This window comes from Chitinophaga skermanii, from assembly GCF_003259335.1.
GTDB lineage: Bacteria > Bacteroidota > Bacteroidia > Chitinophagales > Chitinophagaceae > Chitinophaga > Chitinophaga skermanii.
On sequence record NZ_QLLL01000005.1, the window covers coordinates 273,715 to 286,452 of the forward strand.

Genomic DNA, 12,738 nt, shown 5'->3' on the forward strand with positions numbered 1-12,738 from the left:
CCGTCGTATTTTTTAAAACTGGATTCATGAAAAAGAATAAACTTATTATATCGTCTATTGCTGCGTTTACAGCAGTTTTGACAATTAGTTGTAATAAAGACTTCCTCAACAAACCATTCCAACGCCAATTGGAGGATGCTACCTTCTGGACAAACGCAAATGATGCTTACCTCGCACTAAACGCTTGTTACAATCAAATTGATGGTGGTGAAGGGATGATTTATGATGATGGTAAAACTGATAATGCCTACGCGCAATATCCATGGGAAAGCAACGCTACAGAGATTTCTTTAGGTGATGTAACCCCTGCTACTGGTGTTGATTGGGATTTTACAGCGATTCGTCGTGTGAATAACTTCCTCGACAAGGTAGAGCCTATCGCCATGGATGAAAATTTGAAAAAGCGTTTCAAAGCGGAGGCCCGTTTCTTACGTGCTTACCGTTATGCAAACATGATGAATAATTTCGGAGATGTGCCATTGATTACGTATTTGCCAGACCTTACGAATTGGGCTGTACCACGTAACAAGCGGGAGGACATTTTCAAGTTTGTGGTGGATGAATTAACTGCTGTTGCAGAAGATTTGCCAGCTAGCTATGCTAATGGTAAATACAACGAGCGTGGTCGTGTAACGAAAGGTGCAGCTTACGCTTTGCTAGCCCGTGTAAACCTGTACGAATCCAAATGGCAAGCAGCTGCCGACGCCGCGCAGAAGGTAATGGGCATGGGATACGATTTGTTTACCGTAACAACAGAAAGTGAAGCCGATAAATTGGACAACTATGCGAAATGGGTTGACTTCACTAACGCAGATGAAGAAAAGCGCTTCCGCCTAGGATTACGTAGTTATGAACAACTGTTCTGGGAACAAAATGAAAACAACGTAGAAGTGATCCTCGATCGCCAATACATCAAAGAGAAAGATCCCAAGTATCTAAATACCTACTTATTATCGGACGACCTCGGCGGTTGGAGTTCTGTAACACCTACCCAGGAGTTGATCAACGATTACATGAGTTTCAAAACAGGAGAACCCATTACAGCCATTACACCTGCCGAACGCGCTATTCGCTTCGCTGCTCGTAAAACGAATCCAGCTTTCTATGCTGAGTATAAAAACCGCGACCCTCGTTTCTATGCCTCCATATTATTCGAAGGCAACCCATGGAACGCGATTGACGATGCATATGAATTCGTGTGGGTAATTGGTGGTAACAACTGTTCGAAAACAGGTTTCAACTTCCGTAAAATGGTTGATCCTGTGGCATATAGGGCGCATTTGGACAATTATTCAAACCAAATATTGATTCGCTACGCAGAAGTATTGTTAACCTATGCAGAAGCTAAAAACGAAGCCGGCGGTGCTACACCCGATGCAAGTGTTTATGATGCTTTAGATAAGATACGGGTGAGAGCAGGGATGGCCAAAGTGGATCGCACAAAAATTAATACCAAAGAGAAAATGCAAGCCTTTATTCGCCAAGAACGCAGAATTGAATTGGCATTAGAGGGACATAGATACATGGATATTCGTCGTTGGAAAACTGCCCCCACAGTGATGCACACGATCCAAGATTTACAAAATGGGCTGGTGCAAACGAGAGCTTGGGATAACAAATTGTATCTCATGCCTGTTCCGCAAAGCGAAATCGACATCAACCCTAAATTGAAACCCAATAACCCGGGTTACATAGAGTAGGTCATTTTTTTACATTTCAGGCTATATGAAAAAGGGAAGAACATCTGTTCTTCCCTTTCATTTTACATTTCTCAAAGCCTTATATAGATAAACGGATTTGCATGTTGGAACGTGAAAGTATAAAAAATATAGATATTAAACCTATTTAATATTTTCAACGTCAATGGATTCAACCTCAAATGCCCAACAGTGGGGCAATAAAAAATATTTAAACTGGATAAATTTATCCTTTAGTGATCACACGAGCATCTACATCACCGAGGAAAAGTGGCAAATCACTTGTTTTCTCTGCAAAGAAAACCGGGGTGCGGGCATCGCCATTTAAGTCTACAATTTCAGGCGAAGCTTCTGCACGAATAAGGGTGATCAGCTTTTTGTTATTGAGGTATACAGCAGCCTTGCCTTTCAATAGGAGGTAAGTGCCAATATTTGATTGGAATAGGTCGACATAGGGCCGCATAGCGGGTTGGAGAGCGGCTAAATCGATGGTGCTTACTTTATTCTCGCGGATAGCTTGCGCAAGCTTACTGTTTTTGGATTTCGTGGTTTTATCGACAAGGGCAATGGCATTCAACACATCATCTTTCTTGAAATAGATGTGGTATTCACCACTGATAACCTTTACATCGCTACCCGATTTCTTTTGTGCGAGATTGATTTGTTGTGATGCGGGAATGTTCGACTGGGCGAACACGCAAGCCGTGTAAAAACACAGGCATAGGAATAAGCAAAATTTCTTCATGGCTATAGGTATATGCTACTAAGTTACGAAAAGCAAAGCTTTGACTTAGAAGAAAATACACCGAAGGATGGGGATGGCCCCGGTAGCATAGAGGAAATAGCAGGTAAAGAAAAGGATTGATTGAATTAGTAAGCGTCGTTGGGGTAGAAGAAAGAGATGGCCTACCCATAAAGATAACAGTGTTAATAAAATGGCCAAAGCAGCGGAAATGTACAGCATACCATCAAACATAAACCCGTTGAAAATCACCATACCCGTTGTAAATAAAACGAAACTAGCACAAAGGATTACCCGTATAATGTTAGCCGGTTCCCGGTTAAAGCTCAATTTCACGCTCCCTTCATAATACCAGGTAACCCATAATAAGCACCAGGGTAAGCCCGTGAGTGCAGCTAATAAATAATAGTATGTTTCGCCTACCATTTTCCCAATGAAGGGAATAACAAGTAAGGCAAGACTTGGCCATACGCCAATCATATTGATTAACCGGGCAACTTCAGGTCCTTCCGCTTTACGTTCTATTGCTGGCATATTATAAACTGGCTAGTTCTTTCTTTGAAAGGCGCACCCATTGCATTTGCTGCCTACGAATGTAACGTGGGTGAAGATCGATTTCTGTTTTCGCTGTTGTAAATTGCTCTTTGGCTTCTTCGAAGCGGGATTGCTTTTTTAAGAACATGCCGTAATAATACATTGCTTCTATAGAATGATGAACACGGATAATACGTTTAAACTCTTCCTCAGCACGGGCCGTTTGCCCAGTTGCCACAAGGGCACGGGTATACATCAATTCATCATCTTGCTTCTTCAACATCGGTTGATTAAGCGCTGCAATGCGATCGAAATAAGCGATACTTTGCTCGAATTGATTATTTAAAAAGTGTAAACGCGCTAGTTGTAAAGTAATGCCGGGATCTTTTGCGTGATAATCCGTTAAGCAACTTTGTGTAGTCGCAATCGCTCTTTCGTATTGTTTCTGCTTACTGTAAGCATCTGCCAATGCTAAGCGATTTGTAACTGTATCAGCAATTCTAACACGTTTCTGGCACTCTTCGATACTTGCGGCCGGCTTAAAGAACTCTTTCATTTGCGCGCTAAAGCTAGAGCTACGAACAGATGGAATGAATTCTTTGAATAAATAAATGAGACCACCGATAACCGGAAGGAAGATTAATATCCAGATGTAATCACGGCGTTGCGTTTTAAGCGCATGCCACAAAAAGAGCAGTTGAAAAACGATGACGATGTAATAATAATCGTACCACCAAGACAAAAACATAGTTAAACGGTCAATATTAATATTCACCAAGATAGCAATTTCATAAGAAAAAATTGATACCGCCGGCAATAATTAACAACTTGTTGGGATCAATACCGCAATAGGCTTCAAAAATTCGTAACTTACTGATAGGAAGCTTAAAAACAGGTATATGAAACGCAAAATTACGGTCACCTTTATAGCGTCGGCGATGGCTGCTGTAACGCTTTGTTCGCTTGCTGTTCCGCAAGACGAGGATGAAAAACCGAAAAATTTGAAAGTACTCTCGAAGAAAATCAGTGCAAAAGAACTGATTGATACGATGGATGAGTTTAATGCATCGTTGGGCGTGAAATGTAATTTTTGTCATGCTAGTAGTGATGCTGATCCTAGTAAGCTGGATTATGCAAGCGACAGGAATAAGCATAAAGATGAGGCTCGTGAGATGATGCGCATGACGAACCGTATTAATAAGAAATATTTTGGTGGTGCGGAAGTACGAGAGGTTACTTGTTATACTTGTCATCATGGTGAACCTGATCCTCCAAAAATGCCTATTTCTAAGAATTAATTGATATGTCAACTACTCGTAGTAGTATGCGGGTAGTTGATAAAAATATATTACTATAGAACGTTTGTTAAACCTTTATCTATTGCTATTTCAATAGATGTTTTGTTAATCCACTTTAACAAAAAATAATTCCTCATTTAACTGGTTGTGGTGTTTGTATGCTGTAGTTTTGTACAGCGGTATTTCAATTTGCATTCTTACATTTTTTATTTGTTTAACCATTCCAATATTACACCATGACAGAAAGAGAACGCAATGATTATTTGAGTTATTTAAAAGAACAATCTAAAAGGAAATGGACCGTTGAGGAAACTCATTCGTGGCTTAAATCCCTTGGATTGATGACAAAGGAAGGAGTACTTACTGAGGCAGGCGTTATTGTTTGTTCACTGCTTCGAACAGAACAAGTTAAGCGATACGGTGAATCTGTTCGTTAATTTTTTAAATACTTAGCAAATTCTATGAAATATCGAAACCAACAATTAATAATCGGTTACCACGGTTGTGATAAGTCTGTGCGTGACTACCTGCTTCATAATCCTTTTTCCATTAAAATGAGTGAATCGCCTTATGATTGGTTAGGGCATGGCTTTTATGTTTGGGAAAACAATTACGAAAGAGCAATGGAATGGGCAATAGACAAACATAAGAAAGGTCTAATCCAAGATCCTGCTGTATTAGGTGTTGTATTTCAACAGCATCATTGTTGTGATTTATTAAATAATGATGATATGCAATTATTGGTCGACACATACAAGGCTACCTTAGCTAGCTATACTATAGAGAATGTTCCGCTGCCGCAGAATTTAGATGCACCAGGTGACCCGCACAAGGATAAGCTATTGCGCTATTTGGATTGTACAATTATCGAGTCGATGCATAAAATTGTTGAAGGAAATCGTCTTGCTTTCGACACTATGCGTTGTACTTTCACAGAAGGTGCCCCTCTTTTTGAAGGTTCTGCATTCCGAGAAAAAACACATGTACAAGTTTGTATTCGTAACCCAGCATGCATAAAAGGCATGTTTATTCCAAAATCCTACTACGCTCACTCATCACCACCACACATGGAAGATATACAATTTGCATTGTCATAAACAGGAAGGCCACTTTTTACGGTGGCCTTTTTTAATGCTATTTTGCTTTGTTGACGGCGCAAAAACTAATAAACGACGCTAGTAAGCCCAGCACAAAAGGCAATACTAACAACCATCCATAGATTACTTCACTTGGCTCCCGTTCAATTTTATAAAAATTCTTGGCTAATATGAATACCCATATCGTTGGTAAAAGAAACCAACTCAGCCAATTCAATAAACCACATCGCCGAACAAAAGGTAGCTTATTGAAAAAAATCGGCAAGGCGGAAACACAGAATATAACACATACTCCTAGGCTAATGAAAGCCTGTAATGCAATGAACGAATACCCTGTGATCCACTCGCTTTGGTAATCACGGTTATCCAATAAAGAAAAAACAACGGAAGATAAAAAGGCTACACACGAGGGGACAAAAGTCGCCCACATGTAATGCTTGCTTACAGGCATAATATAATAGTTAGGTTGAGCGCTATATTAAAGCAAAAATTTGGACTTTCAAGTGTCGCTTATACATTTTGTCCATTCAGGCTATTTATACTTTTGAGTAGTTTTTAGTTCCTACTTGTAAGGAATTATTAGTTTGAGTGTTTTTTTTAAAAATATACTTATCTATTATATAAATAGTGATTGGCCTTAGCTTGTATTTCATGATAACTGGATGACGTCCGTAAGCTGTAAAGAACTCTATCTTATTGTCAATCTTCGAATACCAAACTTTCTCTAAAGATGCGTATGTAATGGTATCTGGCATAGTAATCTTCTGAAAGTTCTTTAACAACTCTATATCTAAGCCTATAATAACTGCACCTGGTATTCTGTGATCACATCCAATGGCTTCATAATGATCTTCTTTCCAATACATACAACTACCATTCGGTGGTGTTTGCTGACTTAAAAACCACCATATGCCACTCGTGCCAATAGCAAGTGATAAGATCATTGCACTAGCTACCTTATTGATAGATGTATCTTTTATTTTCCCAAGAACACCTTTCCCTGTTTGCTTATTATGCCCATGTTCTTTTATTATTGGAACTACATTTGGTGTATTCTGATTAGTTGGAATTTCCGGAATTCCAGTATTTCCACTTACTAATTTTACACTTACACTCGAGGTTTCTTGGCGAGTATCGCTTAGAACTGGAATGGGTTCTATTGTTTTTTTTACTTCAACGTTTACTTCTTCTTTCTCTTCTCCCGGCATATTGTCTATGCCATTTTTTTCCACGTACTTTATCCACTTGGCGCCTGGTCTTACAGGAAAATCCATTAACCAAGCTAATAACTCTACATTTTTAGAATTCGTTGTTTCCGACTTTCTATTCAAAAAATTGATCAAAGGCTTAAACTTATCAGCATCAAAACGTGCAATGATTGTTTGACATGATTTCGATGTATCCGGCTCTCCACAGAAATCACGAATCACCTGCTCGTCCAGCTTACTTAAGCTATGTCTACATTTCTTCTCACACTCATCTCTAAGGTTGGCAGCCGTTAGGTGCAGTAAACCATGTGGTAATTCATGATCATCCTTTTTTTGCTCGTAAGCCTTTAAAATTTGCTGTTCATAGTCTTTAAATAACATCACCATAAGGGAAATTATAAACTGAATAATTGGAATTGACCCGGCATTTTCGGAATTCCAGTAGGAATATTCGGAATACCCGGAATTATTGGAATTGTTTGTAAATCAGCCTGTTAACCCGCTCTACCTTTGTTTTGCAATCGGGTAATAACCTCGCTAGCTACGAGGATCTCTGTACAGAACCTGTGCAACCCGGGAAAAGATTGCGGAAGCCGTTTAACGGCTTGGGAAGCGATAAATATGCTTCCGCGATCCCATCCCAACTCTCCTTCCCAAAGCAAGAAGTAAGCGCTTCTTCTCGCACCCAAACTAATGCTGCCGCCTCCTCGGCGCTAGGCAGCCATTTCAGAACTAACTAAATCCAAACACAATGTTTAGCATCTTATTCAGTTTTTTCTTGGCATTCGTATGCCCTAACCATAATAATATCAACCCAGCTAATCCAAACAACGGTCCCCAAATCACAATCATGGGAGATGGCGAAACTGGCGGTGAAACCGGTACAGTTCCCCCGAGAAAACCGTAATTATTAACAAGTGCGAGGCAAGTACTTCTTGCCTCGCTTTTTTTATATAACCCGTTAAATAATAATTCCTCATAAACTGGGGAATTATTATTTTTAAGAAAATACCCTTTCAGTGCGAGCCTTACTCTTTATCCTAACGATCATGTTTGTTGGTCTCTCTGCCTGTAAAACAAAACGAGACACCCCAAACTCCATTACAGCCCCTACCTTAGAAAAAGGAGAATCATTCTTTAATGTTAATAATGACTCAGCCTTCTATTATTTTAACCTCGTAGCCACTTCCGCAACCGATAGTTTAGAAATTGCTATTGCTTATACCTATATGGGTATCATTCAAGCGTATGAAGGCGATCAATACGGAGGACAAGAAAGCCTGTTGAAATCGCTTACCTACCTGAACGAAAACAAAGAACAAGACAGGGAATGTATCAGCTCTAACTATCACGAACTTGGGAATGTATGTTTGAATCTCAAGAATTATAAAGCAGCTGTAGAGTATTATTATAAAGGACTTCAGTTCATGGAAAGTCCTATCACTAAAAATATTGCGCTCAACAACATTGCACTTACTTACCAAAAAAATGGAGAGTACGACAAGGCGATTGAATTATATACATCCTTACTTACAAAGAATGCTGATAGAAAAAAGGAATATGCCCGCGTATTGTCTAACTATGCACGAACGAAGTGGTTGAAGAATCCTACATATCCCGCAGGAAAAGAATTACGCCAAGCATTACAAATTCGTTTGGATTCAAACGACAACCGAGGGCTCAATGCCAGCTACGCACATTTATCTGATTATTATACGAATACCAAACCCGATTCTGCCCTATATTTCGCGGAAAAGCGGTACGCCGTTGCTCAATTAAATAATAGTACCGACGACCAAATTGAAGCGCTGTCTAAATTGATTTCACTCAGCCCACCTAAATTGTTGAAACCCTATTTCGTTCGCTACCAGTTCTTATCTGATAGCCTTCAAGCTGCTAAGAATGCTGCTAAAAACCAATTCGCATTAATTCGATTTGAAACCCTGCAACTACAGAAGGATAATGCCCAAAAGGAAGTACAACTCGTTGAACAACAGTATATTTTAGTGCTGACCATCTTTTTTTTCATAGCCATAAGTACAGCTATTATTATATGGTATAGAAAACGTCAACAACAAATAAAGGCCGCCTCTATACAGGCTATCCAAGAAAATCAGCTCAAAACCTCGCAAAAGGTTCACGATGTTGTGGCAAATGGACTATACCGTATTATGACCGACGTGGAGCATAATGATGATATTGACAAAGAACTATTAATTGATAAAATCGAAGACCTATACGAGAAATCCCGTGATATTTCTTACGATAAGCCTATTAATCCAAATATTCCTTTCGATCAGAAAATAGATGAGCTGCTTACTTCTTTTTCATCTGACAACACAAGAGTACTGATGGTTGGGCATAGTGCAGCAACATGGGAACGTACCCATGAAGTTGCACAATACGAAGTGGAACACATCTTACAGGAATTAATGGTGAATATGAAAAAACACAGTCAAGCCAGCAACGTTGTTTTGAAATTTGAACGCCAACAAGATCGTATCCACATTCACTATACTGACGATGGTATTGGATTTTCTCCGCAAGTTAAATATGGAAATGGATGGCAGAATACGGAAAACCGTATTCATAAAATTCAAGGTGAGTATACATTTGAGCATCCTACAAAAGGATTGAAAATTCATATTTCTTTTCCAATAGCTTATTCATCATGATTACAAAAGTATTGATAGCTGAAGACCACGAAAGCGCCAATATTTCCGTTCAAAAAACGCTGGAAGAACTGTCTATTACCAATACATCGCATGCTTATTATTGCGACGATGCCCTCAACAAGGTAGTGAATGCTGTAAAGGCCGGCGATTCGTTCGATCTTCTTATTACAGATTTATACTTCGAGCCAGATGGTACGAAACAAGTAATACACAGCGGTACTGAACTTATTACCGCCGTAAGGGCTATTCAGCCTGATTTGAAAATCCTCGTTTTTTCAGCAGAGAACAAACCTGCTACGATTGATTTATTGCACAGGGAATTAGATGTAGATGGATTCGTAAGAAAAGCGCGTCATGATGCTAAGGAACTAAAACAAGCCATTAAAGAGCTAGCCCAACATCGACGCTATTTTCCACGCCACATTATGCAATTAATCGATAAAAAGAACGTGTATGCGTTTACAGACTTTGATATTACGGTTATTACGCTCCTTGCTGAAGGAGTACTTCAGAAAGATATCCCGTCATACCTCCAAAATAAGGGCATAAAGCCTTCAGGTTTGAGTAGTGTAGAAAAGAAACTCAACCAAATGAAAGAAGCATTAGAATTCACGAAGAATGAACAGCTGATTGCTTATTGTAAAGACCTCGGCATTATTTAACCCTATCATTTCACCACAGGTACCCCATTACGGTTTCCCATAAAAAATGCCATATCACGTGCTGTATTTTTGTTTCATCATAAAAAAATCTTCTTATGAAACACAAGTACTACGTGAACGACAATACACAAAAGAACGGTGATCATGAAGTGCATGTCAATGGTTGTTATTTTCTAAAAGTCATTACTAATAAAAGTTATTTAGGCGAATTTGATACTTGCCAAGAAGCTGTACGTGTAGCGAAGAAACTATACGTGCAATCGAATGGCTGTGCTTATTGTAGTGAAGCTTGTCACACAACATAGGTTGTTGTAACCCTTATTTTATTTCATCCAAATTGAACGACCCGGCTCATGAGAAAACTGCTATATGCCTGTTTGCTTACGACCCAAGTTAATTGCAGCCCAGCTATGGTATACGTTTGCGACAGTAAAAGCGCTGCAAGATACCATTACAATCAAAACTGCCCGGGATTAAAAAGATGTACGCACCAAATTATTGCGCTTACTATAGAACAAGCAAAAGCAACACACAGAACGCTTTGTAAATGGGAGCAGCAGGATAGCGAGTAATAATTTAATCACCCAGTATGTTGGAGAATGACTAACCAACAATATCATACTTCTTCATCAAAACATTTTTCCAATACCGAAAACAATTTCCCCATGGATTTTAAAGATGAAATTAAACGCTTCGGCGATAAAGTCGAGAAACTTAAAAACCAAGTGCTCACAGAAGAAGCTACTAAAAACGCTTTCATTATGCCCTTCATTAAAGTTTTGGGCTACGATGTGTTTGATCCGTTTGAAGTAATGCCGGAATTTATTGCCGATATCGGTATTAAAAAAGGGGAGAAGGTCGACTATGCAATTCTGAAAGAAGGACATCCTTCCATTCTTATCGAATGCAAACACTGGGGTGAAAGCCTTGATCCACATAACTCGCAACTCTTTAGATATTTCCATACTACGGCTGCTAAGTTTGGGTTATTATCGAACGGTATCACATACCGCTTTTACACCGATCTCGTAGAACCCAATAAAATGGACGAAAAGCCATTCTTCGAATTTAATGTAACGGATATAAAAGACAATCAAATAGAAGAACTAAAGAAGTTCCACAAATCGTATTTCAATATAGAAAATATCCAAACTACAGCGAACGAGTTAAAATATATGAACGAACTCAAAGCGCTGATTAACGTGGAGTTTCAAAACCCTTCTGAACCTTTTGTAAAACTATTTGCTAAACAAATCTACCGGGGTATGTTAACCGCGAAAGTGGTGGAACAACTGGGGGCCCTCACGAAAAAATCTATTCAACAATACATCAACGATCTTATTACTGAAAGGCTTACCGCTGCATTGAAGAAAGAGAATACTGCAGAACAAGCTGCCGATAAAGAAACCCCAATCACACCCATAGCCGAAGAAAAAGTAGTAGTGGAAACCACTGAAGAGGAAATAGAAGGCTTCCTGATTGTAAAAACCATTCTTCGTCAAAAGATTAAGCCGAGTAGGGTCGTGTATAGAGATGCCCAATCCTATTTCGCCATCTTACTCGATGATAATAATAGAAAAACTATCTGCCGATTGTATTTCAATACCTCCAAAAAATACATTGGCATTTTGGATGAACAAAAGAAAGAAACTCGCACAGAGCTAGCTAGCATCGATGATATTTTCAAATTTGAAGAAGCTTTGCAGAAAACAGTGGAGTGGTATGATGCAGAGAAGGTGCCGACAGCGACTAACTAAATAGAATGCAAAGTAAACCGGCTAAAAAGCAAAAGGAGCTATTTCTTCATGAAATAACTCCTTTTTTGCTTGCGGAAGAGAAGGGATTCGAACCCTTGATGAAAAGTCCTTTATTTACTTGCTTTTCCAGACATTACATATAAAATGCGACCCTAGGCCATACCTTTTGGTAAAAAAGAGCTGCTGAGTGATTGAAAATTGAATTATTCAAATTCAGGTTGAAAATACGAATTTGATCGTATTATGATGGTCTTATGCACAGGTTTTTCTGATAAAATCAGATATTTCCTGACAGACTGCCTTAGCCTGCCTAATAATAGCCTCTTTTTCAGCGTTACTTAGAGCAGAGATTTTTTGGAACTCTAAAATTTTGTCCTTTTGCCTCATTTTACGATAGAATGTAGGAGTACTCCAATTACATTCCTCACAAACTTGATCCCTGAATGTGCTGGGAAACTTAATAAACGAGGTATGTAACTATTACAGGAGATTAATTTCTGTTTTACCCATAGTATTAGATTAATTCTTCAAATAACAGATTTAAAATTTCATCAGCAGTATGATCCCCTGCTATCTGCGTAATACCCCAATAATGGTTTCCCATGTAATCAAGAACAACCTGATCGAAGTTTATAAGTTCTTTGGCCAGCCAGTAAGGAACTAATAACCAGTAAAAGATATACCTATTGTCTGCCACAGCACTTTTCAGGGCTTTTATATCAGATTCCAGTTTCTCAATACTTTGCTGCAACTGTTCTGAATTATCCACAACTCTGTCAGCTTTCTTCCTACTGAGTATATCTTCATGATCCTCAATGTATTCAGTCAGCAGGGCCAAAGTTGCAACCTGTGTGCGCCCAGAGGAGAATTTGATTGTGAATTCTTCAGCATTATGAATATGTAAGTCCTCTTTATTGCCATCCAGTATATTATCAATTAATACAGTCTGGTCGATCAATAGTGACTTATTTAGAAATTCCTGGAATTTTGCAACTCTTTCATTTGTCATAAATGTATTGGTTTAAAATAGCAATAGCCCACTGCCATAAAGGAAATGAGCTATTGAAT

The 12,738-nt window shown here is 38.9% G+C and carries 15 protein-coding genes; 10 read left to right on the forward strand and 5 right to left on the reverse strand.

Annotation, left to right across the window (positions count from 1 at the left end):
• Positions 1 to 26: 26 nt before the first annotated feature.
• Complete coding sequence (locus LX64_RS14370; protein ID WP_111598368.1) at positions 27 to 1,700, forward strand: RagB/SusD family nutrient uptake outer membrane protein; 1,674 nt, start codon at positions 27 to 29, stop codon at positions 1,698 to 1,700.
• Between the two features lie 223 nt (positions 1,701 to 1,923).
• On the opposite strand, the gene LX64_RS14375 is transcribed toward LX64_RS14370, so the two are convergent.
• The 3 genes from LX64_RS14375 to LX64_RS14385 are packed head-to-tail and all read right to left on the reverse strand — an operon-like array spanning position 1,924 to position 3,721.
• A complete protein-coding gene (locus LX64_RS14375; protein ID WP_148707321.1) occupies positions 1,924 to 2,442 on the reverse strand; it encodes a hypothetical protein in 519 nt (172 codons plus the stop codon).
• A gap of 45 nt (positions 2,443 to 2,487) precedes the next feature.
• The gene (locus tag LX64_RS14380) at positions 2,488 to 2,973 is read right to left on the reverse strand and encodes a hypothetical protein (RefSeq protein ID WP_111598370.1); all 486 of its coding nucleotides are present in this window, start codon (positions 2,971 to 2,973) and stop codon (positions 2,488 to 2,490) included.
• 1 nt (position 2,974) lies between these two features.
• Complete coding sequence (locus LX64_RS14385) at positions 2,975 to 3,721, reverse strand: tetratricopeptide repeat protein (protein WP_148707322.1); 747 nt, start codon at positions 3,719 to 3,721, stop codon at positions 2,975 to 2,977.
• 151 nt (positions 3,722 to 3,872) lie between these two features.
• Between LX64_RS14385 and LX64_RS14390 the strand changes: the two genes are divergently transcribed.
• The 3 genes from LX64_RS14390 (at position 3,873) to LX64_RS14400 (ending at position 5,368) form a co-directional block, all read left to right on the forward strand.
• Positions 3,873 to 4,271, forward strand: a complete 399-nt coding sequence (locus LX64_RS14390; RefSeq protein WP_111598372.1) for a c-type cytochrome — start codon at positions 3,873 to 3,875, stop codon at positions 4,269 to 4,271.
• A 236-nt stretch (positions 4,272 to 4,507) separates the two neighbouring features.
• Positions 4,508 to 4,708: a hypothetical protein gene (locus LX64_RS14395; RefSeq protein ID WP_111598373.1), complete on the forward strand. Its 201-nt coding sequence runs from the start codon at positions 4,508 to 4,510 to the stop codon at positions 4,706 to 4,708.
• A 24-nt stretch (positions 4,709 to 4,732) separates the two neighbouring features.
• Positions 4,733 to 5,368 (forward strand): hypothetical protein, encoded by a 636-nt coding sequence (locus LX64_RS14400; protein WP_111598374.1) that lies wholly within the window; start codon positions 4,733 to 4,735, stop codon positions 5,366 to 5,368.
• A gap of 536 nt (positions 5,369 to 5,904) precedes the next feature.
• Here LX64_RS14400 and LX64_RS14410 read toward each other — a convergent pair.
• Positions 5,905 to 6,963, reverse strand: a complete 1,059-nt coding sequence (locus LX64_RS14410) for a hypothetical protein (RefSeq protein ID WP_111598376.1) — start codon at positions 6,961 to 6,963, stop codon at positions 5,905 to 5,907.
• Positions 6,964 to 7,091: 128 nt separating this feature from the next.
• Here LX64_RS14410 and LX64_RS14415 point away from each other — a divergent pair, with 128 nt between their 5' ends.
• The 6 genes from LX64_RS14415 (at position 7,092) to LX64_RS14435 (ending at position 11,670) form a co-directional block, all read left to right on the forward strand.
• Positions 7,092 to 7,316 (forward strand): hypothetical protein, encoded by a 225-nt coding sequence (locus tag LX64_RS14415; RefSeq protein ID WP_111598377.1) that lies wholly within the window; start codon positions 7,092 to 7,094, stop codon positions 7,314 to 7,316.
• Positions 7,317 to 7,327: 11 nt separating this feature from the next.
• Positions 7,328 to 7,483, forward strand: coding sequence for a hypothetical protein (locus LX64_RS26050; protein ID WP_158538627.1), 156 nt, complete (start codon positions 7,328 to 7,330; stop codon positions 7,481 to 7,483).
• 142 nt (positions 7,484 to 7,625) lie between these two features.
• Positions 7,626 to 9,251 (forward strand): tetratricopeptide repeat protein, encoded by a 1,626-nt coding sequence (locus tag LX64_RS14420; RefSeq protein WP_111598378.1) that lies wholly within the window; start codon positions 7,626 to 7,628, stop codon positions 9,249 to 9,251.
• Entirely contained in the window at positions 9,248 to 9,913 is a 666-nt protein-coding gene (locus LX64_RS14425) for a response regulator (RefSeq protein ID WP_111598379.1), read from the forward strand. Before LX64_RS14420 ends, LX64_RS14425 begins: the two co-directional genes overlap by 4 nt.
• A gap of 95 nt (positions 9,914 to 10,008) precedes the next feature.
• Positions 10,009 to 10,218 carry a hypothetical protein gene (locus LX64_RS14430; protein ID WP_111598380.1) on the forward strand — a complete coding sequence of 70 codons (210 nt, stop codon included), beginning with the start codon at positions 10,009 to 10,011 and terminating at the stop codon, positions 10,216 to 10,218.
• Positions 10,219 to 10,578: 360 nt separating this feature from the next.
• Positions 10,579 to 11,670, forward strand: coding sequence for a type I restriction endonuclease (locus LX64_RS14435; RefSeq protein WP_111598631.1), 1,092 nt, complete (start codon positions 10,579 to 10,581; stop codon positions 11,668 to 11,670).
• A gap of 514 nt (positions 11,671 to 12,184) precedes the next feature.
• Here the strand turns inward: LX64_RS14435 and LX64_RS14440 are convergent.
• Positions 12,185 to 12,679, reverse strand: a complete 495-nt coding sequence (locus LX64_RS14440; RefSeq protein WP_111598381.1) for a hypothetical protein — start codon at positions 12,677 to 12,679, stop codon at positions 12,185 to 12,187.
• Positions 12,680 to 12,738: the final 59 nt, after the last annotated feature.